The sequence below is a fragment of the Sphingomonas sp. genome, from assembly GCF_019635455.1.
In the GTDB taxonomy this organism is placed as follows: Bacteria; Pseudomonadota; Alphaproteobacteria; order Sphingomonadales; family Sphingomonadaceae; genus Sphingomonas.
Window position 1 is genome coordinate 262467 of sequence record NZ_JAHBZJ010000003.1, and the last position, 24100, is coordinate 286566.

Annotated in this window: 25 protein-coding genes and 1 pseudogene; 18 read left to right on the forward strand and 8 right to left on the reverse strand. The window is 67.0% G+C overall.

The features are described from left to right. Positions 1 to 14 precede the first annotated feature (14 nt). On the reverse strand, positions 15 to 434 hold the full coding sequence (locus KF783_RS06055) for a hypothetical protein (RefSeq protein ID WP_294077387.1): 420 nt from the start codon (positions 432 to 434) through the stop codon (positions 15 to 17). Continuing rightward, positions 434 to 1789, reverse strand: coding sequence for a bifunctional UDP-N-acetylglucosamine diphosphorylase/glucosamine-1-phosphate N-acetyltransferase GlmU (gene glmU / locus KF783_RS06060; protein ID WP_294077389.1), 1356 nt, complete (start codon positions 1787 to 1789; stop codon positions 434 to 436). Before glmU ends, KF783_RS06055 begins: the two co-directional genes overlap by 1 nt. Positions 1790 to 1959: 170 nt before the next feature. On the opposite strand from glmU, the gene gph reads away from it, so the two are divergent. Next, positions 1960 to 2643, forward strand: coding sequence for a phosphoglycolate phosphatase (gph, locus tag KF783_RS06065; protein ID WP_294077390.1), 684 nt, complete (start codon positions 1960 to 1962; stop codon positions 2641 to 2643). A gap of 16 nt (positions 2644 to 2659) precedes the next feature. Here gph and KF783_RS06070 read toward each other — a convergent pair whose 3' ends face one another. From KF783_RS06070 to KF783_RS06090, 5 genes are read right to left on the reverse strand one after another with little or no spacing between them, the layout of a single operon-like run. Then, a complete protein-coding gene (locus KF783_RS06070) occupies positions 2660 to 3064 on the reverse strand; it encodes a hypothetical protein (protein ID WP_294077392.1) in 405 nt (134 codons plus the stop codon). 25 nt (positions 3065 to 3089) lie between these two features. After that, complete coding sequence (locus KF783_RS06075) at positions 3090 to 4085, reverse strand: nucleotidyltransferase family protein (RefSeq protein WP_294077393.1); 996 nt, start codon at positions 4083 to 4085, stop codon at positions 3090 to 3092. Next, on the reverse strand, positions 4082 to 4945 hold the full coding sequence (locus KF783_RS06080) for an HprK-related kinase A (protein ID WP_294077395.1): 864 nt from the start codon (positions 4943 to 4945) through the stop codon (positions 4082 to 4084). The genes KF783_RS06075 and KF783_RS06080 overlap by 4 nt, the downstream gene beginning before the upstream one ends. Further along, entirely contained in the window at positions 4945 to 5214 is a 270-nt protein-coding gene (locus KF783_RS06085; protein ID WP_294077396.1) for an HPr-rel-A system PqqD family peptide chaperone, read from the reverse strand. Before KF783_RS06085 ends, KF783_RS06080 begins: the two co-directional genes overlap by 1 nt. Positions 5215 to 5220: 6 nt before the next feature. Further along, positions 5221 to 5622 (reverse strand): hypothetical protein, encoded by a 402-nt coding sequence (locus KF783_RS06090; RefSeq protein WP_294077398.1) that lies wholly within the window; start codon positions 5620 to 5622, stop codon positions 5221 to 5223. A 103-nt stretch (positions 5623 to 5725) separates the two neighbouring features. Between KF783_RS06090 and KF783_RS06095 the strand changes: the two genes are divergently transcribed. From KF783_RS06095 to KF783_RS06175, 17 genes and pseudogenes are all read left to right on the forward strand, one after another. Next, complete coding sequence (locus KF783_RS06095) at positions 5726 to 6931, forward strand: ATP-binding protein (protein WP_294077400.1); 1206 nt, start codon at positions 5726 to 5728, stop codon at positions 6929 to 6931. An 83-nt stretch (positions 6932 to 7014) separates the two neighbouring features. Further along, positions 7015 to 8049, forward strand: a complete 1035-nt coding sequence (locus KF783_RS06100) for a substrate-binding domain-containing protein (protein WP_294077402.1) — start codon at positions 7015 to 7017, stop codon at positions 8047 to 8049. An 18-nt stretch (positions 8050 to 8067) separates the two neighbouring features. Then, positions 8068 to 9441, forward strand: coding sequence for a phosphate ABC transporter permease subunit PstC (gene pstC / locus KF783_RS06105; protein WP_294077404.1), 1374 nt, complete (start codon positions 8068 to 8070; stop codon positions 9439 to 9441). Then, positions 9434 to 10699, forward strand: a complete 1266-nt coding sequence (pstA, locus tag KF783_RS06110) for a phosphate ABC transporter permease PstA (RefSeq protein ID WP_294077406.1) — start codon at positions 9434 to 9436, stop codon at positions 10697 to 10699. Before pstC ends, pstA begins: the two co-directional genes overlap by 8 nt. 71 nt (positions 10700 to 10770) lie before the next feature. Further along, positions 10771 to 11517, forward strand: coding sequence for a phosphate ABC transporter ATP-binding protein PstB (gene pstB, locus KF783_RS06115; protein WP_294077573.1), 747 nt, complete (start codon positions 10771 to 10773; stop codon positions 11515 to 11517). After that, complete coding sequence (phoU, locus tag KF783_RS06120; RefSeq protein WP_294077407.1) at positions 11517 to 12218, forward strand: phosphate signaling complex protein PhoU; 702 nt, start codon at positions 11517 to 11519, stop codon at positions 12216 to 12218. Before pstB ends, phoU begins: the two co-directional genes overlap by 1 nt. A 1-nt stretch (position 12219) precedes the next feature. After that, entirely contained in the window at positions 12220 to 12912 is a 693-nt protein-coding gene (gene phoB, locus KF783_RS06125; protein ID WP_294077409.1) for a phosphate regulon transcriptional regulator PhoB, read from the forward strand. A gap of 100 nt (positions 12913 to 13012) precedes the next feature. Continuing rightward, positions 13013 to 13306, forward strand: a complete 294-nt coding sequence (locus KF783_RS06130) for a hypothetical protein (RefSeq protein WP_294077410.1) — start codon at positions 13013 to 13015, stop codon at positions 13304 to 13306. A gap of 190 nt (positions 13307 to 13496) precedes the next feature. After that, positions 13497 to 14358 (forward strand): annotated as a pseudogene (locus tag KF783_RS06135) (SDR family NAD(P)-dependent oxidoreductase). 59 nt (positions 14359 to 14417) lie between these two features. Beyond that, complete coding sequence (locus KF783_RS06140) at positions 14418 to 15479, forward strand: hypothetical protein (protein WP_294077411.1); 1062 nt, start codon at positions 14418 to 14420, stop codon at positions 15477 to 15479. A 372-nt stretch (positions 15480 to 15851) separates the two neighbouring features. Then, positions 15852 to 16613, forward strand: coding sequence for a helix-turn-helix domain-containing protein (locus tag KF783_RS06145; RefSeq protein WP_294077412.1), 762 nt, complete (start codon positions 15852 to 15854; stop codon positions 16611 to 16613). Between the two features lie 67 nt (positions 16614 to 16680). Continuing rightward, on the forward strand, positions 16681 to 17172 hold the full coding sequence (locus KF783_RS06150; protein ID WP_294077414.1) for a pyridoxamine 5'-phosphate oxidase family protein: 492 nt from the start codon (positions 16681 to 16683) through the stop codon (positions 17170 to 17172). Positions 17173 to 17189: 17 nt separating this feature from the next. After that, a complete protein-coding gene (locus KF783_RS06155; protein WP_294077416.1) occupies positions 17190 to 18092 on the forward strand; it encodes an alpha/beta hydrolase in 903 nt (300 codons plus the stop codon). A 39-nt stretch (positions 18093 to 18131) separates the two neighbouring features. After that, on the forward strand, positions 18132 to 19457 hold the full coding sequence (locus KF783_RS06160) for an MFS transporter (RefSeq protein WP_294077419.1): 1326 nt from the start codon (positions 18132 to 18134) through the stop codon (positions 19455 to 19457). Then, positions 19454 to 20374, forward strand: a complete 921-nt coding sequence (gene cysK / locus KF783_RS06165) for a cysteine synthase A (protein WP_294077420.1) — start codon at positions 19454 to 19456, stop codon at positions 20372 to 20374. Before KF783_RS06160 ends, cysK begins: the two co-directional genes overlap by 4 nt. Before the next feature lie 69 nt (positions 20375 to 20443). Further along, complete coding sequence (locus KF783_RS06170; protein ID WP_294077421.1) at positions 20444 to 20785, forward strand: hypothetical protein; 342 nt, start codon at positions 20444 to 20446, stop codon at positions 20783 to 20785. A gap of 128 nt (positions 20786 to 20913) precedes the next feature. Next, positions 20914 to 22281 (forward strand): cell wall hydrolase, encoded by a 1368-nt coding sequence (locus KF783_RS06175; protein WP_294077423.1) that lies wholly within the window; start codon positions 20914 to 20916, stop codon positions 22279 to 22281. Between the two features lie 15 nt (positions 22282 to 22296). Here the strand turns inward: KF783_RS06175 and KF783_RS06180 are convergent, their stop codons facing one another. Next, complete coding sequence (locus KF783_RS06180; RefSeq protein WP_294077425.1) at positions 22297 to 24099, reverse strand: acyl-CoA dehydrogenase C-terminal domain-containing protein; 1803 nt, start codon at positions 24097 to 24099, stop codon at positions 22297 to 22299. Position 24100: the final 1 nt, after the last annotated feature.

A 24100-nucleotide genomic window follows, 5' to 3' on the forward strand; every position in this document is an offset into this window, starting at 1 on the left:
CGTGTTGCTTTCCCTCAATCGAGAATCTGGATCTGGTTCGCCGCGGCGACCTCGATCCGGGTCTGGAAATAGCTGGTGCCGTCCCGCTTCGGAATCGAAACGCGATGCGCCGTACCGGTGATCCGCACCCGCTTTCCGGTCAGAACGTCCTGCGGCAGCGCGCCGAGCTTCTGCCGCAATTCGGTATTGGCGGCAGGCTGCAATTCGGCGGTCAGGTTGGTGGGCGCGCGATAGTCGGGATCGGAGTTCAGGAAGACCTTGAACCCCGACGCGCCGGTCGATCCGACGCGGAATTCGAACACCCCGCGCACTTCGCCGGTGGCTGCCTTGGCGGCGGCGGCGATCGCCTCCGCCGGCGTCATCGCGGCCGCCTGGGCGAGCGCGGGAGCCGCAAGGGCGAGCGAGGCGCCCAACACGATGTTCATCAAACGCATCACGACTTCTCCTGCTTGCGCGCCTGCATCGTCGCGCGAAACCGCTTCGCCCAGCCGGCCCGCACGACCTGTTCCGGCCGCACCAGCGCCAGCGCATCCGCTTCGACATCGCGCGTCACCACGGCGCCTGCCCCGACGATCGCGCCATCGCCGATCGAAACCGGCGCGACGAGCGCACTGTTCGATCCGATGAACGCGCCCGCGCCGATCCGCGTGCGATATTTGAAGAATCCGTCATAGTTGCAGGTGATCGTGCCGGCGCCGATATTGGCCCCCGCCCCCACATCCGCGTCGCCCAGATAGGTCAGGTGGTTGGCCTTTGCGCCCTTGCCCAGAACCGCCTTCTTCATCTCGACGAAATTGCCGACATGCGCGCCCTCGCCGACCACCGCGCCGGGCCGCAGCCGCGCATAGGGACCGACGGTCGCTCCTTCGGCGATCGTCGCCCCCTCGATATGGCTGAACGCGCGGATCACCGCCCCGTCCGCCACCGACACGCCGGGGCCGAACACCACATTGGGTTCCACCGTCACGTCGCGGCCCAGCACCGTATCATAGGCGAACCAGACGGTTTCCGGCGCGACCAGCGTCGTCCCGTCGGCCATCGCCTGCGCCCGGCGTTCATGCTGCCAGTCGCGTTCGAGCGCGGCGAGTTCGGCGCGGCTGTTCACCCCGGCAACCTCGATCGCATCGGTTTCGATCACCGCCGAACCGCGCCCGTCGGCGGCGGCGAGCATCACGATATCGGGCAGATAATATTCGCCGGCGGCATTGTCGTTGCCGACCCGGTCGAGCAGCGCGAACAGATCCGTCGATCGCACCGCCATCAGGCCGGAATTGCACAGGGTGACCGCACGTTCATCCGGGGCGGCGTCCTTATATTCGACCATCTTGTCGATCCGGCCATCGGCACCGGCGATGATCCGGCCATAGGCGGCCGGGTCGGCGGGGCGAAATCCCAGCACCACCGCAGCCGGCGCGTCGTCATGATGCAGGCGATCGACCATCCGCCGCATCGTTTCGGCCCGCACCAGCGGCACGTCGCCATAGAGGATCAGCACATCGCCCGCGAAGCCGGCAAGCGCGTCACGCGCCTGGGCCACGGCATGGCCCGTTCCCAGCTGCTCGGCCTGATGCGCGACGATGGCGCCATGGGGCGCGACCGCCGCTTCCACCTGCTCGCGCCGCGCGCCCACCACCACCACCGTCCGATCGGGCGACAGCGATGAGGCGGTATCGATGAGATGCAGCAGCATCGGCCGCCCCGCGATCGGGTGCAGCACCTTGTGCAGGTCCGACTTCATCCGGGTGCCGCTGCCGGCAGCGAGGATGACGGCGGCGATCGGGCTCTTCATCGCGTGTCCACTCCGTTGCTACTGGCGGTGGCCTTAGCCGCCGCGAACGCCCGCGTCACCCGCGCGTTCTCCAGGCCGTGCATAGCCGTTCCCCTGCCCGCTTTCCTCTTAATTCCCGGTAATCTGCCGGTCAGGGCTTGGCCAGAATCGGCGCGGCGTTATGGAAAGCCATGGCGCGCTTTCCATTCGACATCGTCGGGTTCGATCTCGACGGCACGCTGGTCGATACCAGCCCGGACCTGACTGCGGCGGTGAACCACGCGCTCGCGGCCGCCGGTCGCCCGCTGCTGACGCCGGCGCGGGTGACGCCGATGATCGGCGGCGGGGCGAAAAACATGCTGCGGCAAAGCCTGGAGGCGAGCGGCGGGTGCGACGACGCCGAGTTCCGGCGCCTCTACCGGCTGTTGCTCGACCATTATGGCGACCATCTGGCGGATGGCAGCGCACCCTATCCCGGCGCGGTCGCGGCGCTGGACGCGCTTGCCGCGCGCGACGTCCGGCTCGCCGTCGTGACGAACAAGTTCGAAGCGTTCGCCAACCGGCTGCTGTCCGCGCTGGGGTTGCGCGAACGGTTCGGTGTGGTGATTGGCGGCGACACGATGGGCAAGGGCTTTTCGAAGCCGCATCGCGCGCCGATCGATGCGATGATCGCGCGACTGGGCGGCGGCAGCGCCGCGTTCGTCGGCGATTCGGTCTATGATATCGGCGCCGCGCGCGCCGCCGGCATCCCGTCGATCGCGGTCAGCTTCGGCTTTCTGCTCGGCCCGGTTGAGGGTCTGGGCGCCGATGGCGTGATCGATGAGTATGGCGCGTTGATCCCCGAACTGGAACGCGTCGCGCGCGGCGCACGCTGAACGCCCGGCCGCACGATCAGTTCATCATCATGTCCGGCGAATTGATGTTGTAACCGATCAGCCGTGGCGGTGTACCGGTGGAGTAGACGAACACCTCCGTCGCCACCCCCTTCGCGTACCGCGTCTGATAGGTGAGCGTCACCGCGCTGCCGCCCGTGGCATATTGCACGTTCCAGCCCTGCAACCGCGTCTCGCCGGCGTCGCCCAGCTTGCGGTGGATGGCGGCGAGCAGCTTCACCAGCCGGTCCTGCGGCGTGTTCGCGCGAAATTGCGGCGCGGTCTCGGCATAGATCGCCTGGTAACGCTCCGCATTGAGCGCGGCGTGAAACCCCGTGACCGCCGCCTGCGCGGCCTTGATGTCCGCGCTGCCGCCCGAACAGCCGGCGAGCATCGCCACCGCCACGATCCCCAGTCCGCGCATCGTTCCCGTCTCCTTTCGCCGCAGGCTACTGCGTCTTGCGCCACTTGGTCCACAAATGTCGCGCCAACATCAACGGCGGCATGCGCAGCCAGTGCGAACGGACGTAGAAACCGAGCCGGGTCAATCGCCGCGTCGGCCACCCCCACCCGTCGCGGGCCAACAGGCGCCGGACATAAAGGTGATCGACGGGAGTCAGCCGCGCACCGTCCCCGAACAGCGCCGCCGCGAGGCGCAGCGATCGCTCCACCTCGCGGGTCAGGCCATGTCGGGCGGCGCATGCGGCGAGTTGAAGGTCGAACCCCTGCCCGCCAAACTCCGCGATCAGGCAGTGGATGTCCCACAGATTGCGCAGTCCGCCGGCAAGGTCGCCATCGGCGAACAGGTGCGCGGCGGCGTGGACCAGCATGCCCTCGGGCGGGAGCACCGACAGGCCACCCGCCAGCGGCATCGCGCTGTCGATCAGCGCGTCGGCATCGGGGGCGATCCGCGCGGTCAGCGGGAGGATCGTATGATGGACGTCGATCATCCGGTCCCGCTCGCGATGGATCAGCGGCGGCAGCTCGTGCATCCAGCGCCGGTAATAGGCGTCGTCATAGGGATCGGGCTTGACCCATTCCCAGCCGGCCCCGATCAGCGCCGCCTCCGCTTCGCCGATCCGCGCACGCGGCACCAGAATGTCGAGATCGCCGATCTGTCGCCCGACCCCGGCGGCAAGCCCCGCCGCCACGAACGCGGTTCCCTTTAGCAGCACGACCGGCATCCCCGTCGGTGCGAGCGCACGGCGCGCCATCTCCGCCTCCCAGAGCGCGGCGACCCGCCCCTGCTCGGCAGCCGCCTTCGCGTCGTCAAGCACGCGCCGCGCCGCCCCCGGCATCGACGCCAGGCCGGACAGGCGATGCGCCAGCGATCCGATCAGCTGTTCCGCTCGCGCGGCGGCCAGCAATGCGGTCCACCCCGCCGCATCCAGGGACGCGACCTGCGCCGGATCGCGCAGGACCCGCACCAGCAGCGCGCCGCTCATCCGCACTGGCTCCACAGCCGCTCGACCAGCGCGATCGCGGTGGCGGTGTCGGGATAGTCGATCGCATGGGCCGGCGTGTCGCGGACCAGGCCGGTCAGCGCGTCGAAGCCCGGTTCGGCCAGCGAGACATAGTTGGTCGATGCCTGGGTCAGTCGCACGAAGCACTCGCTTGGCTGCACCGCGCGTTCCGCCGCGCCGAAACCGAATGCGGGGAAGAGGATCAGGCCGGCGCGGGCCGCCGTCGCCATCCCCGCGATCGCGCGTGCGTCCGGCACCAGATGGCGGATCGTCCCCTTGGGCGTTCCCGCCAGTCGCGGTCCCCAGCGCGCATCCGGAAGCGCGGATTCCATCACCCCAATCGCTTCATTCTTCAGGCTGATCAGGCGCGGAAAGCCGTGGATCAGCCCGGTCGCCGGATCGACCAGCGCGAATTCGTCGCCCATCAGGCGCCATCCGCGCGCCATCAACAGCGCGGCGAGCGTGGACTTGCCCGCGCCCGATTCGCCGCTCATCAGCAGCACGCGTCCGTCGCGTTCGACCGCGGAGGCGTGGAGCAGCAGATAGCGCCGCTGGCCCAGCGCCATTTGCAGGTTCATCGCCATCTCCGCCGCCAGCAGCCCCTGGGCCAGGGGCAGCGGCGCCGCGTCCGGAATGACGAAATCGCCGCCCAGATGGACCGCGGGCCGGATCCAGCGTCGCCACGGCCGCGCCGCGAACAGGCGGACGTTGAAATCGGGGATGGCGTCGTCCGGCTTCGGATAGTCGCGATAGAGCGCCTCGATCTGCGCGATCGGCGCCCGCCAGTCGCTCCCGACGCGAAAACCGGTCGGGCCGATCCGCAGGCTGGTGACGTGGCGCATCAGATCCGCTCGACCAGCCCGACATCGACCAGCTCGTCCAGCCGCGCGGTCAGCGCCGCGATGTCGGGATCGACCAGATCATGTGCCGCCGCCAGCGCCGACAGGACGCCATCCACCGACAGGATAGTCTCGCCCAGCACCGCGATCAGTTCGGGGACCGGCGAATCGACCACATGCGTGATGCCGGACGCGCGATGATAGATCAGGGTGAGCGTATCGAGCGGCACGATCCGCAGCGTCGCGGCGGGCGCGGCGCGATACTGGTGCATCGCGGCTCAGCCGCGCGGCATCTGAAGCGAGGCGAAGCAGGTGAAGCCGCTCGTCCCGCGCTGTAGCCGACGGATATAATTGGTGTAGGCTCGGCTCTGTTCGTAGGTCGTTCCGGGCAGGTTCGCGCCGTTCAGCGCCTGTTTCACCTCTTCGCCGCGAAAGGCGCGGAATGCGGGGGGATAGGCGCCCTGCGTCCCGGCGGGGACCAGCGTGCCGTCGGCGGCGATATAGTTGCCCGCCCGGCCGGGATCGGGAACCGGAATCTCGCAATTCAGCACCGACCCGGCGGTCTGCGCCAGCGCGGGCTTGATCGACACGATCGCCGACGCGCTCACCGCGCCAAGCATCAGCGCGCGGCGGCTGGGGCCTTTGGCGGCGCCCGACGAGTTGGGATCGCGATCGTCCATGTTCCTCCGTCCTGCCATAGCTGCCTTTCACAAAGGTGAATCGCGCGCAAGCCCGCTTGCCGCTGGCCGGACCGGGCCGCGTCCGCTAGAGGCGGGGATCGCCATGCCGCTCTCGACCCGCAGCCTCTTCGCGCTGGCCGCGATTATCGCCACCGCCATCGCCCTGTGGCTCGTCGCCGGGGTGGAGGCTGCGGCGCTCGCCCTGGTCGGCGGGGCGATCGCGACGCTGATCGCCGCCCAGCCCGCCGAACCCACGGAAACCAGCACCAGCGCGCCCGCGCCGGATACCGCCAGGGCGCTGTCCGACGTCAGCGAGGCGATCTTCGAACCGGTGCTGGTGATCGCGGACCATCGCGTGGCCGGCGCCAACCGCGCGGCCCGCGCGCTGCTGGGCGAGCATATCCTGGGGGAGGACGTGCGGGTGGCGATCCGGCACCCCGCCGCCGCCGAACGCTTGCTGAACCCGGAAAGCGGCGCACCGGGCGGCCCGGTCCATCTGGTGGGCCTGGGCGCGCGCGAACAGCGGTGGGAGATGCGGGTACGCGCGACGCCGAGCGGCGAACGGATCGTGCATCTGAGCGATCGTACCGGCAGCCACGCCGCCGACCGCATCCGCATCGACTTCGTCGCCAATGCCAGTCACGAGCTGCGCACCCCCCTCGCCTCGATCCTCGGCTTCATCGAAACGCTGGAGGATGCGGCGGACGATCCCGAAACGCGCACCCGCTTTCTGGGCGTGATGGGCAATGAAGCACGGCGGATGCAGCGGCTGATCGACGATCTCATGTCGCTTTCGCGTATCGAGGCGGAGAAATATCGCGCGCCCGATCACTCGATCGATCTCGCCGAGCTGATCGGGCAGGTGCGCGACGAGCTGCTCGCCCAGTCCCCGGTGCGCGCCGCCGACATCACCATCGATATCGCGCCGCTGCCGCCGGTGCGCGGCGACCGGATCCAGCTGTCGCAGCTGCTGCACAACATCATCGGCAACGCGATGAAATATGGCCGGGCGGGAACCCCCGTCGTGGTCGCGATCGAACCGACGGGCGAATCGATGGTCCGCCTGAGCGTACGCGACGAGAGTGAGGGGATCGCGCCCGAACACCTCCCCCGCCTGACCGAACGATTCTATCGTGTCGATTCGAGTCGCAGCCGCGCCGCGGGCGGAACCGGCCTTGGCCTCGCCATCGTGAAGCACATCGTCGAACGGCATCGCGGCCGGCTCGACATTGCCAGCACCGTCGGCAGTGGCACCACCGTATCGATCCTGCTGCCCACCGCCACCGAAACCGGAGCGTTGTCATCATAGCGTAACGCTATTGCAACAGAGGCCGCCGCGTGGCGGCCGGTCACCGACCGCGAGACTTATCGGATCCGCAAGGGGACATCGACATGCGCAGCTTCACCGTCATCACCGTCGCGGCGCTCGCGCTCGCGCTCACCGGATGCGGCGAGCAGACCAGCCGCGACCAGATCAAGGTCGTCGGCTCCTCCACCGTCTATCCGTTCACCACCGCGGTGGCAGAGGCGTTCGTCAACCGCAGCACCCAGGTAAAGGCGCCCGTGGTGGAACAGGGCGGCACCGGCGCGGGGATGAAGCTGTTCTGTGGCGGCATCGGCGTCGCCCATCCCGATATCGTCGATGCGTCGCGCCGCATGAAGAAGTCGGAATACGAACTGTGCAGGCAGAACGGCGTGACCGACATCATGGAAATCCAGATCGGCAACGACGGCATCGCACTGGCCGAATCGACCCAGGGGCCGAAATTCGCGCTGACCCGCAAGGACATCTATCTGGCGCTCGCCGCCAATCCGATGGGCAAGCCGAACACGGCGAAGACGTGGCGTGACGTCAATCCGTCGCTCCCCGCGATCCCGATCAAGGTGCTCGGCCCCCCCTCGACCAGCGGCACGCGCGACGCGTTCGCCGAACTCATCATGGAAAAGGGCTGTGAGGAGAGCGATCCGGCGGTCAAGGCGCTGAAAGACAGCGACAAGACGAAGTTCGAGAACCAGTGCCTGCTGATCCGCAGCGACGCGGCCTATATCGATTCGGGCGAGAACGACAATCTGATCGTCCAGAAGCTGTCCACCGACCCCAATGCGATCGGCATCTTTGGCTATTCCTATCTCGAGGAAAATGCCCAGCGGCTGCGCGGCATCCCGATCGAGGGGGTCGAACCGACCTATGCGACGATCGCCGGCAAGACGTATCCCGGTGCGCGCGCGCTCTACATCTATGTCAAGAAACAGCACCTGAAGGCGGTGCCTGGCCTCAAGGAATTCCTGGCCCAGTACAGCCAGATGTGGGCGCCCGACGGCCCGCTGGTCAAGCGCGGCCTGATCGCCAGCCCGCAGGATGTGCGCGACGCGTCGCAACAGATGATCGATCGTGAAACCACGTTCGATCCCGCGACGCTGAAATAGCGGCGGAGCGACAGGTCCGTGAACGTCTACGCGCTTCTCTTCATGGTCGCCGGGCTGGGCATCATCGCCTGGCTCACCGGGCGTGCGCGCGCCGCGCGGCTGGGGGCGGCGCGTGCGCACCGGCTCCATTCGCTGCCGGGGCAGCACGGCCTGTATGTCGCGATGTGGACGGTGGTGCCGGCGCTGATCTTCGTGATCGCCTGGTCGATCGTCTCGCCGATGCTGGCGACCGACGCCCTGCTCCGCGCGCCAGCCGCGTTCGAGCTGCCGGCCTTTGGCTTTGAACGACAGGCGATCCTGAACGAAGTGCGCGCCCGCGCCGCCGGCAGCAGCTACGGTTTCTATCCGCTCGCGGAGCAGCTGGCACCGATTTATGCCAGCGCGGCGCGCTTCTACAGCTGGATCGGCACCGCCATCGCGGTCCTGCTCGCCTTCGCCACCGGCGCCTTCGCCTATACCCGCGTCAACGCCGACTTCCGCGCGCGCACCCGGGTGGAGCGGACGGTGATGGGGGCGCTGCTCGTCGCGTCGCTGATCGCGATCCTGACGACGCTCGGCATCTTCCTGTCGCTGCTGTTCGAATCGGTCCGCTTCTTTTCGGTGGTTCCAGTCACCGATTTCCTGTTCGGCACCAACTGGAGCCCCCAGGTGATCGACCCGGCCCGGCCCGGCGCGACGCTGGGCGCGGTGCCGCTGTTCTGGGGAACGTTCTTCATCGGCGCGGTCATCGCGATGATCGTCGCCATCCCCTTCGGGCTGATGAGCGCGATCTACCTCACCCAATATGCCCGCCCCGTCGTGCGCCAGTGGATGAAGCCGCTGCTCGAGATCCTCGCCGGCGTCCCCACCGTGGTCTATGGCTATTTCGCCGCGCTGACCGTCGGGCCGGCGATCCGCGACCTCGCGGTGTCGCTCGGCTTCACCTATGCGAGTTCGGAAAGCGCGCTCGCCGCCGGACTGGTGATGGGGGTGATGATCATCCCCTTCGTGTCGTCGATGGCGGACGATTCGATCGCGGCGGTCCCGCGCGCGATGCGCGACGGCAGCCTGGCGATGGGCGCGACCACCAGCGAGACGATCCGCAAGGTCCTGTTGCCCGCCGCCCTGCCCGGCGTCGTTGCCGGCGTGTTGCTGGCGGTGAGCCGTGCGATCGGCGAAACCATGATCGTGGTGATGGCGGCCAGCGGCGCGGCGAACATCACGCTCAACCCCTTCGAAAGCGCGACCACCGTCACGAAGCAGATCGTCGATCTGCTGACCGGAGAGGCCGAGTTCGACAGCCCCAAGACGCTGGCCGCCTTCGCGCTGGGCCTGACGCTGTTCATGATCACCTTCCTTCTCAACATCGTCGCGTTGCGCGTCGTCAAAAAGTATCGCGAAGCCTATGAGTAAAGTGCCGGCCCCACGCGCTCCCACCGACTGGAAGGCCGCAGCGATGCAGCGGCGGATCCGCCGGCGCTACCGTGCGGAGCGGCGGTTCCGCGCGCTCGGCCTTGGCGCCGTGGTCGTTTCCGCCGCGTTCCTCGTCTTCCTGCTGGTCACGATGATCGGCAATGGCGCGGCCGGGTTCATGCGAACCGAGGTATCGCTGCCGGTGGCGTTCAAGTCGGCACCGTTGAAGGTCGAGCGTGCGCAGCTGTCCACCCGCGCGGCCGACCTGGCGCTGGCTGGCGCCGGGCTGGAAAACCGCGTCTCGTCCGCCGCCACGGCGGCATTCGGCCCCGATGGCGAGGAAGCGATCGCGAACAACGCATGGGTCGCGGTGCGCGAGGCGATCAAGGCCGATCCGACGCTGCTCGATCAGGACAGCCGCATCTGGGTTCCCGCGTCCAGCGCGCTCGACACCGCGATCGATGGCGGCGGCGACGCACCGATGCGCGCGCTCGCCGCGCGGCTGCGCGCGAGCGGTGGCCTGCAAAGCGGGTTCAACGCCGATTTCCTGACCCGCGCCGATTCGACCGACCCGACGGCGGTCGGCATCTGGGGCGCGCTCAAGGGGTCGCTGCTGACGATGTTCGTGACCCTGATCATCGCTTTTCCGATCGGCGTGCTCTCGGCGGTGTATCTTGAGGAATATGCGCCCAAGAACCGCTGGACCGACCTGATCGAGGTATCGATCAACAATCTGGCTGCGGTGCCGTCGATCATCTTCGGCCTGCTCGGCCTGGCGGTGTTCCTCGGCACGCTTGGCCTGCCGCGTTCGGCGCCGCTGGTCGGCGGCCTGACCCTTGCCCTGATGATCATGCCGGTGATCGTCATCGCCGGGCGCAACGCGATCAAGGCGGTGCCGCCCAGCATCCGCGACGCGGCATTGGGCATCGGCGCGTCGCGCGTGCAGGTGGTGTTCCATCACGTCCTGCCACTCGCGCTGCCCGGCATCCTGACCGGCACGATCATCGGCATGGCGCGCGCGCTGGGCGAGACCGCGCCGTTGCTGCTGATCGGCATGCGGGCGTTCATCGTCACACCGCCGGGCGGCGTGTTCGACCCCGCCACCGTGCTGCCGGTGCAGATTTTCCTCTGGTCGGACGAGGTGAGCCGCGGCTTCATCGAAAAGACCAGCGCCGCGATCATCGTCCTGCTGGCCTTCCTGCTCGCGATGAACGCCCTCGCCATCTATCTTCGCAACCGATTCGAGACCCGCTGGTAATGACCCAAGCCGATCTTCACGCCGCCGCCGTAACGGCGCACCCATCCGCCGCGGCGACCGCCGAACCCAAGATGTCGGCGCGTGGCGTCAACGTCTTCTATGGCGAGAAACAGGCGATCCAGGACGTGTCGATCGATGTCGACATGGACAATGTGACCGCGTTCATCGGCCCGTCGGGCTGCGGAAAATCCACCTTTCTGCGCACGCTCAACCGCATGAACGACACGGTTGCCAGCGCGCGGGTAGAGGGCCGCATCACGCTGGACGGTGAGGATATCTATGACCGGTCGATGGATGTCGTGCAGCTGCGCGCGCGGGTCGGCATGGTCTTTCAAAAGCCCAATCCCTTCCCCAAATCCATCTATGAAAACGTCGCCTATGGCCCCCGGATTCACGGCCTGGCCCGGGCGAAGGGCGACATGGACCAGATCGTCGAGCGGTCGCTGCGCCGCGCCGGCCTGTGGGAAGAGGTGAAGGACCGGCTGGGCGACAGCGGCACCGCGCTGTCGGGCGGGCAGCAACAGCGCCTGTGCATCGCCCGCGCGATCGCCGTCGATCCGGAGGTTATCCTGATGGACGAGCCGTGCAGCGCGCTCGACCCGATCGCGACCGCGAAGATCGAGGAGCTGATCCACGAACTGCGCGGCAAATATGCGATCGTGATCGTCACCCACAACATGCAGCAGGCGGCGCGCGTGTCGCAGCGCACCGCCTTCTTCCATCTCGGCACGCTTGTCGAATATGGTGACACGGACCAGATCTTTACCGCCCCCCGACAGGAGCGGACCAAGGACTATATCACCGGAAGGTACGGATAATGGCGACCGGCCAGGAACATACGGTCAAGGCGTTCGACGAGGACATCAAGCATCTGCGCGCGCTGATCTCGCAGATGGGCGGGCTTGCCGAACAGGCGATCCAGGATGCGATGACCGCGCTTCAGCGGAACGACACCACGCTGGCCAAGGAGGTTCGCGCCAACGACCGGCAGATCGACGCGATCGAGGCGGAGGTCGAAAAGCTCGCCGTGCGCGTGATTGCGCTCCGCGCGCCGATGGCCGACGATCTGCGCGAAGTCGTCGCCGCGCTGAAGATCGCCGCGGTGGTCGAGCGGATCGGCGATTATGCCAAGAACATCGCCAAGCGCATCCCGCATATCCATGTCGAGGGTGCGGAGCGGATCGACGCGGTTTCGGTTCTGCCGGCGATGGCGCGTCTGGCGGCGGAGATGGTCCATGACGTTCTGGACGCCTTCTCGGCGCGCGATGCCGAGGCCGCGATCCGGGTCTATGAACGCGACCGCCGCCTCGACGATTTCTACGACAGCATCTTCCGTACCCTGGTGACCTATATGGTCGAAAATCCGCGCACGATCAGTGAGGTCGCGCACCTGTTGTTCGTGGCGAAGAATATCGAGCGGATCGGCGATCACGCCACCAATGTCGCCGAAATGGTCTATTTCGCCGCGACCGGCAATTACATGGCCGAGCGCGACGCGGCCGAAGCGTCGGAGGGTTGAGATGAGCCGGGCGCGGATGTTGCTGGTCGAGGACGACGCGGCGCTGGCGGAGTTGCTGACCTATCATTTCAAACGCGAGGATTTCGACGTCCTTCACACCCCCGACGGCGAGGAGGCGTTATTGCTGGCGAAGGAATCGGCGCCCGACATCGTCCTGCTCGACTGGATGGTGGAAAGCCTGTCGGGGATCGAGGTCTGCCGCCGCCTGCGCCGCATGAACGAGACCGCGAACGTGCCGATCATCATGCTGACGGCACGCGGCGAGGAGGAGGATCGCGTCCGGGGCCTGGAAACCGGCGCCGACGATTACGTCACCAAGCCGTTTTCACCGCGCGAGCTGGTCGCGCGCGTCGGCGCGGTGCTGCGCCGCGTCCGCCCGGCGCTGGCCGGTGAGGCGCTGAGCTATGCCGATATCGAGATGGACACGGTCGGCCACAAGGTTCGTCGCGGCGGCGAGATCGTCCCGCTGGGGCCGACCGAATTTCGCCTGCTCAAGCATTTCCTGGAGCATCCCGGCTGGGTCTTTTCACGCGAACGCCTGCTGGACGCGGTCTGGGGGCATGACAGCGACATCGAAAGCCGCACCGTCGATGTCCATATCCGGCGCCTTCGCAAGGCGATCAACATCGGCGACCGCCCCGACATCATCCGTACCGTCCGTTCGGCCGGCTATGCGCTCGACGCCGGACATTAACAAACGGACACGCTAGCGAAACGAGGGATAGATTCGGCGCCTGATGCGTTTGCCGGCCGAGCGAAAGACGCTCTGACCGACACAGTCAGGAGTAAGTGACATGAAGTTGATCGCCCTTGCAGCGGCGCTCGCCATGACCGGTACCGCCGCGATCGCCCAGGACATGACGACTCCGCCCGCCACGACGGCAACCACCGGCCAGACGATGGACGATCCGGTCGGCGGATATCAGCCGTCCACCCCGCCTATGTCCGCGCAACCGCTGCCCGGCCAGCAGGTCATTTTCCAGCCGTCCAAGTCGCCGACCGAGGCCTATCCCCCGCCCCCGCCGATGGCGAGCTACCCGATCTGCAAGAAGGGGCAGTATGACAATTGCCGCCAGCGCGGCGGCTGATCGCGTCAGGGGTGCGCGAAGTTGTTCCGTATCTGGACCGATGTGATCGACCCCTTCCCCGCCCGATTACCGATGACAAAGGCCTTGGTTTCACGTGGATTTTGTAGCCGATCCGGCGCGTGATGGATAGGTCGCGTGAGTTCGAAAACTCGGACAGAATTGACCTATTTGTAGCAGATAGCCATCAAGACTGACCGGAGCCGGCGGCGGCCTTGGCCGTGCCTATGCGATCGAACTGGCGGCGCCCGGTGCAAGGTGGTTGTCAACGATCTGGGCGCGCGCGCGACGGAACCGGAACCTCCGACGCGGCGGCGCAGGTCGTCGCCGAGATCGAGGCGGCGGGCGGCGAAGCGTTCGCCAATGGCGGCAGCGTCACCGACTATGCGCAGATGCAGGAAATGGTCGCGCGCGCGGTCGAGAAATGGGGCGGCGTCCACATCCTCATCAACAATGCCGGCGTCCTGCGCGACAAGAGCTTCGCGAACATGGAGCCGGAGGATTTTCGGTTCGTTGTCGATGTGCATCTGAACGGATCGGCGAATGTGACGAAGGCCGTGTGGGAGACGATGCGGGGCCAGAATTACGGCCGCATTCTGATGACCGCGTCATCCACCGGCCTGTTCGGCAATTTCGGCCAGGCCAATTACGGCGCCGCGAAACTGGGCCTCGCCGGGCTGACCAAGACGCTCTATCTGGAAGGCGCGAAATACGACATCCGCGTCAACACGATCGCGCCGACCGCCGGCACGCGGATGACCGAGGACATCTTTCCCGAAGCCGCGTTCAAGGCGTTCACGCCGGAAAGCGTGGCACCGGCCGCGCTGTTCCTGGTCAGCGAGGATGCGCCCACCAACATGATCATCGGCGCCGGCGCGGGCGTGTTCCAGGCCGCCTACGTCACCCTGACACCCGGAGTTCACCTCTCGGGCGACGATCTCTCGCCGGACGGCGTAGCGGCCCATTGGGCCAAAATCACCGACCGGACGGGCGAGATCGTACCGAAGTCCGGCAGCGAGCAGGCGATGACGATCATGGCAAAGCTCCAGAGCTGACCCGCCGTATTGCATCACTAATACAGCTATGGCATGGTAGCCCTGACAGGAGGGATGCCATGTACAGCGAAAGCGATCTCAATCAGGCGGTCGCCGCCGGCGCGATCAGCGCGGAAGCGGCCGCCGCTTTTCGAGACCATGTCGCGATCGAGCGGGCCGCACCGATCGCGGATGAAGAACATTTCCGATTGCTGACCGGCTTCAACGATATTTTCGTCGCGGTCGCCGCGGCGCTGATGCTTGCCGCCGTCGCATGGATCGGCGGAACGATCACCCCCTGGCTCGGCGGACTGGCCGTTGCCGCGCTCGCCTGGGGACTAGCCGAATATTTCACACGCGTGCGGCGCATGGCGCTCCCCAGCATCCTGCTGCTGCTTGCGTTTGTCGGCGGCGTGGCGGGGGCGCTGATCGCCGCCGTCGCGGTGAATGCCGCCACCATCGAGGCGTGGGTCGGCGCCGGCAACGATACGCTCGCGCGGCAGGTCGCCGGCGGGATCGCGGCGGGCATCTGCCTGATCACCGCCGGCGCGGCTTGGCTGCACTGGCGCCGGTTCATGGTGCCGATCACCGTGGCTGCCGGAGCGATCGCCATCGTCGGCGTGCTGATCGCGCTGGTGATGAGCAGCTTTGCCGGTGCGCAGGCATGGGCAATGCCGATCGTCCTTGCTGGCGGCCTGCTGATGTTCGGCTTCGCGATGCGGTGGGACATGTCCGATCCGCAGCGCCGGACCCGACGCGCCGATGTCGCCTTCTGGCTCCATCTGGCGGCGGCACCGATGATCGCGCATCCGATCTTTCAGATGCTCGGCGTCTTTGACGGCAATGTTCAGCCCGGGATCGCCGCGATCGTGTTGCTGTTGTACGTGGCGTTCGCGGGAATCGCGCTGGCGGTGGACCGCCGGGCGCTGCTGGTGTCCAGCCTCGTCTATGTCCTCTATGCCCTGTACGCGCTCTTCACCCGGGCCGGCGCCGTCGAACTCGGCGCGGCCTTCACCGGGCTGGTGATCGGGTCGGCATTGCTGATGCTCTCCGCCTTCTGGCAGCCGATGCGGCGGATGATCGTCCGACCGCTCGGTTCGATCGGCAGCCGGCTTCCTCCGGCACAGCCCGCCCTCGCCTGACCATGTACTCCCGGCGCGCGAACCGCGCCGGGCGTCGCGCAACAAAACGTATCAAGTCCGCGCGATTGCGGCAGAAAATTCCAGTTTACGCGCACAATCGGACGCCCAGTTACCCAAAACGGGATTCGAGCGGCCGATTACCCCCAAAATGGGTAGCCACCGCGTTGCCACCCACGCGATTTGCTCCTTCACTCGCCCACGCGTGTGAGTTGACAGTAGTAGGCGGTACGGTTGGTCGCGGGTACACAGAGACGGTCCGACCCAGTTCGATCCGGGCCAAGCGCATCCGAGCGTGATGAACCGGTCGAAGAAGGCTGCCCGACCTTCGACCTTCTGCTTCTGGAATTCACGGCCTGCGCATTCGCGGCCGGCATGACGACCTTCGGATCGCTCAATCGCGCACTTCTGTTCGCGGCAGTGGCCCGGGCGTGCGGGCCGTTTACCCCCGCCTCTCCCCCACCGCGTCCGGTCAGCATCAACGCGCTGGCGACGTCGCTCAACCGCCCGTTCGAAACCACGCGGCGCAACGTGATCGCGCTGGTCGATGCCAATCTGCTGGTTCGAAACGACGCGGGGGTATCGGCTCCGCTGTCCGCGCTCTCCGACCCGGTGACCTCCACGTTTACCGACCGGTGCCACGATCTGCTGGTCCGCCTGATCGAGGATGCCATGGCCGCCGCGCTCAAAGTACCCGCGGCGCGCAAGGGCATATGCTATGATCCGCGCCTGGGAACGGGCGTGGCGCTGGACCTTTTGCTGTCGGCGGTCGGATCGCATGACCGACGGGAGTCGAACTGGACCCGCCAGGCGGTTCTGCTGGCGGTCGAGTGGAGCAGCGCCCGCTATGGGGGGAATGCGCAGGGTACAGGTGTGAAGACCAGCGTGATCGCCCGCCTGCTCGGCATGCCCTATGCCACCACCTCCCGCCATGCCGATGCGTTGGTCCGGCGGGGACTGCTGGAGCGCGGACCGGACGGGCTAGGCCCGATCAAGGCGGCCGGGCGCGACGCGCGTGACGAGTTGCGGGACCGCGGGCGCTTTCTGTTGAACCGCCTGGCCCAGACCGGGTTCGTCGCGGATCGCGCGGGCGACGCCTATATCGCGCGCAGACCGGCCCTCCCCGTGCTGGGCTGAGCCAAATCCGGAACCCTGCCTTTTGCCATCCGTTCGTGCTGCAAATCAATTTTGAGAGGAGCAGCCCATGCCAACCCCGCAGGAGCTTCAGGAAAAATTCTGGAAGGCACTCGACGACGATCGCACCCTCTTCCTCGGTCTTGACGGCGTCGAGGACGGACATGCGCAACCGATGACCGCGATGCGCGACAAGGACAGCGATGGCGGTCCCGTCTGGTTCTTCACCACCAGGGACAATGGTATCGTCGCGGCGATGCGCGAGGGGCATCGCGCCATGGCCCATTTCGCGTCCAAGGGGCATGATCTGTGGGCGACGATCCATGGCAATCTCGTCCTCGACAATGATCGCGCCACGATCGACCGGCTGTGGAATCCCTTTGTCGCCGCCTGGTACGAGGGCGGAAAGGACGATCCCAATCTCCAACTGATCCGCCTGAACCCCGAACGCGCGCAGATCTGGCTCAACGAGAACAGCCTGTTCGCCGGCGTGAAGATGCTGCTCGGCGCCGATCCGAAGAAGGAATATCGCGACAAGGTCGCCGAGGTTTCGCTCGCCTGAAGCCGGAGAACCTCACCATGCCGTATGTAAAGACGAGGGACGGGGTCGATCTGTACCTCAAGGATTGGGACGGCGGCGGGCGGCCGGTGGTACTGATCCATGGCTGGCCGCTGTCTGCCGACAGCTGGGATTCTCAGGCGATGGCGCTGGCGCGGGCCGGTTTCCGCGTCATCGCCTATGATCGTCGCGGGTTCGGCCGCTCGTCCCAGCCCTGGACCGGCTATGAGTACGATACGCTGGCCGACGATCTCGCCGATGTCATGGCGGCGCGCGACATTGGCGAGGAGGCGAGCATCGTCGGTTTCTCCATGGGTGGCGGCGAGGTGGCGCGATATATGTCGCGTCATGACGGCAAGGGGGTCGTCGCTGCGGCGCTTGTCAGCTCGGTCGTCCCCTATATGCTCAAGACCGACGACAACCCGGATGGAGTACCGCGCGAGAAGCTCGAGGAAATTGGCGAGCGGCTGGCGGCGGATCGTCCCGGCTTTTTCGCATCGTTCTTTCGCGACTTCTTTGGCGTCGGGACCTTGTTGCATCCGGTTTCGGACGCGACGCTCGACTGGGCCTGGCGACTGGCGATGCAGGCCAGCCTTCCGGCGACGCTGGCGTGCGCGAAGGCATTTGGCTTCACTGATTTTCGCGGCGACCTGCCCGCCTTCGACGTGCCGACGCTCGTGCTGCACGGCACGGGTGACGCGACCGTGCCGATCGCCGCATCCGCGCGCGCGGCCGCAGCCGGCATCCGCGATGCGCAGCTGGTCGAGTATGACGACGCGCCGCATGGCCTGTTCGCGACTCATGGCGATCGGTTGAGCCGGGATCTGATCACCTTTCTCGGCAATCCGGAAAAGGGTTCGGTGGTCCGCGCCAACGAATCCTTCATTGCGCGACCCGACCGCGAGTCCCTAGAGGCGGAGTGAAGCCGCCCGCAATGCCGTTGGGCGGCCCGACAGGACGATATGGCCGCCCATCCCTTTCGCGTCGCCAATTACCGCAAATATTGGATCGCGCGCTTCGCCTCGACGCTCGCCAGCCTGTCGATGGTCGTCGTCATCGGGTGGCAGGTCTACGACCTTGCCCGCGAGACGATGGGAATGCGCGAGGCCGCGCTTCAGCTTGGCTTTGTCGGCCTGGCTCAGTTCCTGCCGCTGCTCGCGCTGACACTGGTATCGGGATGGGTGGCGGATCGCATCGACCGCCGATGGATCATCCGCGCATCGATCTCGCTGGAAGTGCTGTGCGCCTTCTCGCTCGCGCTCTTGACCGCGAGCGGGTCGATCACCCTGCCCTGGCTGTTCGGGATCGCCGCGCTGCTGGGAGTCGCCCGCGCCTTTGCCAGCCCCGCGCTCCAGGCGCTTGCGCCCAACCTCGTCCCCGGCGAATCGCTGCCGACCGCGATCGCGCTGAGCGCCGTCGCGTGGCAGGTCGGGTCGATCGGCGGTCCGGCGATGGGCGGCTATCTCTACGCGGCCGACGCCTCGCTTCCCTATTTCGTTTCGGGCGCCCTGTTCTGCGTCTCGCTGCTGATGATGCTGCTCGTGTCCCGCGTGCCGCACAGCCGGATCAAGGCGGTTGGCAACCCCTTTACCCAGATGGTCGATGGCCTGCATTATGTGCGGCGCAACCGGCTGGTGCTGGGCGCCATCTCGCTCGACATGTTCGCGGTGCTGCTGGGCGGAGCGACCGCCATGCTGCCGATCTACGCGCGCGATATTCTGATGATCGGGGCGGACGGCCTGGGCCATCTGCGCGCGGCGCCGGCGCTGGGCGCGGTGATTGTCGGCGTCCTGTTTTCCTGGCGCCCGCTCAAGACCAATGTCGGGGTAAAGATGCTCTGGGCGGTGATCGGGTTCGGCATCGCCACGACCCTGTTCGGCGCCGCCGGCCCCTTGCTCAAACACTGGTTCGGGCCTGGCATGGTGGGCAGCGATCTGGCGCCGGCGGTGCTGCTTTCGCTTGTCGCGCTGGTCGCACTCGGCGCGTTCGACATGGTGTCGGTCTATGTCCGGTCCTCGCTGATTCAGCTCTATACGCCCGATTCGATGCGCGGACGGGTGGGTTCGGTCTCGACGCTGTTCATCTCCAGCTCCAACGAACTGGGCGAAGCGCGGTCGGGCTTTCTCGCCGCGCTGATCGGGCCGGTCGTCGCCACGGTGGGCGGCGGAATCGCCGCGGTGCTGGTAACCGCGCTCTGGGCGCATATCTTTCCGCAATTGCGGCGCGCGCGAACCTTTGACGCGCCCGTCATGCTTGACGAACCCCCTGTAGAGGAGACCACGACATGAAGGCGAACACGGTCCTCGAAACCATCGGCAACACGCCCCACATCCGCATCCAGCGCCTGTTTCCGGGCGCGGAGGTGTGGGTGAAATCCGAACGCGCCAATCCCGGCGGCTCGATCAAGGATCGCATCGCGCTGGCGATGGTCGAGGCGGCGGAGGCCGATGGCAGCCTGAAGCCCGGCGGCACGATCGTCGAACCGACCAGCGGCAATACCGGCGTCGGGCTGGCGATGGTGGCGGCGGTCAAGGGCTACAAGCTGATCCTGGTCATGCCGGAAAGCATGAGCATCGAGCGCCGTCGCCTGATGCTCGCTTATGGGGCCAGCTTCGACCTTACGCCGCGGGAGAAGGGAATGAAGGGCGCGATCGAGCGCGCGACCGAGATCGTCGCATCGACCCCCGGCGCGTGGATGCCGCAACAATTCGAAAACCCCGCCAATATCGATGTCCATGTCCGCACGACCGCGCAGGAGATCCTCGCCGATTTCGGCGACAGCCCGCCCGACGTGCTGATTACCGGGGTCGGCACTGGCGGCCACATCACCGGCGTGGCCGAAACGCTGAAAAAAGCCTGGCCGGACCTGAAGGTCTATGCCGTCGAGCCGGAGCTGTCGCCCGTCATTTCCGGCGGCCAGCCCGGGCCGCACCCGATTCAGGGGATCGGCGCCGGCTTCATCCCCGCGAATTTGCATACCGATGCGATCGATGGCGCGATCAAGGTCGATGCCGGCGACGCAAAGGAATATGCCCGCCGCGCCGCGCGCGAGGAAGGGCTGCTGGTCGGCATCAGTTCGGGCGCTACGCTGGCGGCGATCGCGAAGAAACTCGCCGATCTTCCGACCGGATCGCGGGTGCTGGGGTTCAATTATGATACAGGTGAGCGCTATTTGAGCGTTCCGGACTTCCTTCCGGAGAGCTGACGGACTCGCATTTCGCCCGACATGCGGTAAGCTGTCCGAGTCGGGGAACACGGATTCCGGGGGGAAATCGTGCGAAATGCAATGATCTGCGTCAGCGTGATGCTGGCGATCTTTCTGACGTGGCCGCTGGTATTCGGCGGTGGCAAGGATGCGGCGGCACGCGCCGCGGCGCGTGCGGCCGAACAGGCGGCGAGTGTCGCGGTGAAGCCCGCCGCCGCCACCGAATCGGGCGTGCGGCTGATCAAGGCGGGGGGCCGTGCGGTATCGCGCGCGCCGTCGGTCGCGATCGAGGCGTGTTTCAAGCGGTACGAGCGCGAATATGCGCGCTGTGGCGCGACGAGTTCCGGCTGCCGGATGAACGTCGCCGATCAGTGGGACCTGTGCGAGGCCACCGGCTTCTGGCCGCAATAACGTCTCCGCCGGTCCCGGGCTGAACCGGGCGGCAGCTGCGTCCGGGGGGCAGCGGTTTCGCTACGCGCGGCGATGCGCTATGCGCGGCGGCCTTTTTGCCGCTTCAGGATCCGCCGCGCATCGTGACCTTGCCCGTTTCAACCGATCGTCCGCGACAGACGGTGCCACTGCCCCTGTGGCTCGCGATGGCCGCCATCGCGAGCCTGGCGCTTGGCGTACCGGCGCTGGTGGTCGCAACCATGCCGCGCGCGACCGTCGATCGCAGCGCGCTCGCCCGGATCGTCCATCCCAAGCGGGTGGTGCCAAAGGCCGAAATCCCGGAGGTCGAACCGGTCGAGATCGCGGCGCTCCCGGCAGACGAGGCCCGCGCGTTCAACGCCGCCATCCCCTTTTCCACCGCGCCCAACCCCGCCGCGCGGCCATTCGTGCTTACCGGCGCGACCGCCGATCGCGAGCGGGCGATCGACTGCCTCGCCGCCGCGACCTGGTATGAGGCTGGCGACGACGCCGTGGGGCAGCGCGCGGTGGCTCAGGTGGTGCTCAATCGCCTGCGCCATCCCGCCTTTCCCAAGACGGTGTGCGGCGTGGTCTTTCAGGGGCAGGAGCGGCGTACCGGCTGTCAGTTCACCTTTACCTGTGACGGGGCGATGACACGGACCCCCTCCCCCGCTGCCTGGGTCCGCGCGCAGGAGATCGCGCGCATGGCATTGAACGGCGCGGTCTTCGCAAAGGTGGGACACGCGACCCATTACCACACCGATTGGGTCGTTCCCTATTGGAGCGCGAGCCTCGACAAGGTGGCGGAGGTGCATACCCACCTGTTCTTCCGGTGGACCGGCTGGTGGGGGACGCCGCCCGCATTTCGCCGCGCCTATGCCGGCGCCGAGCCGGTGATCGCGAAAATGGCCCTGCTCTCGCCCGCGCATCGCGGCGCCGCCGATCCGCTGGCAGGCATCGAGAAGGTCGATGGCGCGATCGACCCCGCCAGCATTCCCGACTCCGCCGTTCCGGCGCCGGTGGCCGCGGCGGAACCGGACACATTCTATGTCGCGCTGGATCGAAAGCTGGGCGATGACGGTTTTGCCGCACTGGCGATCCGGACGTGCGGCGAGCGCCCCTATTGCAAGTTCCTGGGCTGGACCGATCCGCGCAAGGTGCCGCCGGCCGGCACGACGCTCAGCCGTGCGCAGCTCGAGACGATGTCGTTCAGCTATCTGCGCGATGCGGCGCAGGGTTTTGGCAAGGCGCTGTGGAACTGCACCGAATTCAAGCGGCCGAGTCCGGTCCAGTGCATGCGCCGTGGCCCCGTCCCGCAGGCGGTATCGACGGCCACGCCTCAGGACACTGGCGACGCGGTGAAGCGCGCCAGCGTTCCCGACGGCCTGACCGGGGTGCGCCGCAAGGAACCGGCACCTCCGGCGGCGGCGCCGTCACCCGGCCCCAGCCCCGCCGGCGCAGGCGATGCGCCGGCGAGGGCGTCCGGCGATCAGCCCTGAGCGAACCGAACCCGGTCAGGCGACCTCGAACATCTCCGGCGGGAGCGCCATGATGGTCTCCGCACCGCTTTCGATCTTGCGACGCAGCGCACCGGCATTGGGCATGATGCGGTCGGCGTAGAAGCGCGCGGTGACCAGCTTCGCTTCGTAGAACGGCTTGTCCTCGCCGCCTTCGGCCAGCGCCTCGACGGCGGCGTCGGCCATGCGCAGCCACATCAGGCCGATCGCCACCACGCCCATCAGTTCCATATAGGAATAGGCGCCGGCGCCGACCTGGTTCGGATCCTTCATCCCGTTCTGCATGAACCACATCGTCGCGGCCTGTAGCTGGCCATTGGCCTTTTCCAGCGATTCCGCCAGATGCGCCAGCTCAGGCTTGCTCTTGGCGGCGGCGGCTTCCTCGCCGACGATCCGGAACAGCGACTGGATCGCGCGTCCGCCATTCAGCGCCAGCTTGCGGCCGACCAGATCCATGGCCTGCACGCCGTTGGTGCCTTCATAGATCATCGCGATCCGGGCATCGCGCACATATTGCTCCATGCCCCATTCGGCGATGTAGCCATGCCCGCCATAGACCTGCTGGCTGTCGGTCGCGATCTTGTACCCCGCATCGGTGCCGACGCCCTTGATCACCGGGGTGAGCAGGCCGATCAGATCGTCCGCCAGCTGACGCTCCTCCTCGCTCTCCGCCTGATGCGCCAGATCGACCTGGAGGCCGCCCCACAGGCAAAGCGCGCGCAGCCCCTCGGTCATCGCCTTCGCCTCCATCAGCATGCGGCGGACATCGGGGTGGACGAACAGCGGGTCGGCCTTTTCGTCCGGCTCGGCGGCGCCGGTGAGCGCCCGGCCCTGGCGGCGATCCTTCGCATATTGCACCGCATTCTGGAACGCGACCTCGCCGATGCCGACGCCCTGCAACCCCACGCCAAGGCGCGCGGCGTTCATCATGATGAACATGGCGGCAAGGCCCTTCATCTCCTCGCCGACCAGCCAGCCGGTCGCGCCGTCATAATTCATGACACAGGTGGAATTGCCGTGGATTCCCATCTTGTGCTCGATCGATCCGCACGAAACGGCGTTGCGATCCCCCAGCGAGCCGTCCGTATTCACGATGAACTTCGGGACGACGAACAGGCTGATCCCCTTCGTGCTGTCGGGCGCGCCGGGAGTCTTGGCGAGGACGAGGTGGATGATGTTACGCGTCAGGTCATGCTCGCCCGAGGAGATGAAGATCTTCGTCCCGGTGATCGACCAGCTGCCGTCCGCATTCGGCTCCGCCCGCGTCTTGATGAGGCCGAGGTCGGTGCCGCACTGCGGCTCGGTCAGGTTCATCGTCCCGCCCCACTCGCCCGACGCCATCCTGGGGATATACTTCGCCTGCTGCTCCGGGCTTCCCTTCGCGCGCAGCGCCTCGATCGCGCCATGGGTCAGCCCGAAATACATGGCGAAGGCCATGTTGGCGGAAATCATATATTCCTGAAACGCGGTGCCGATGACATGGGGAAGCCCCTGCCCGCCAAATTCCTCCGGCGCGGAGAGCAGTCCCCAACCGGCCTCGACGAACTGGTCATAGGCCTGTTTGAAGCCATCCGGGGTCGTGACGCTGCCGTCCGCATGGCGGGTACAGCCTTGCTGGTCACCCGAATGGTTGATCGGAAACAGCACCTCGGCGACGAACTTGCCGCCCTCTTCCAGCACCGCGCTGACGACATCGGGCGTCGCCGCGGAAAAGCCGGGAAGGCCGGTATATTGGTCGAGCTTCAACACCCGGTCGAGGACGAAGCGGGTGTCGCGCACGGGGGCCGTGTATTGGGGCATT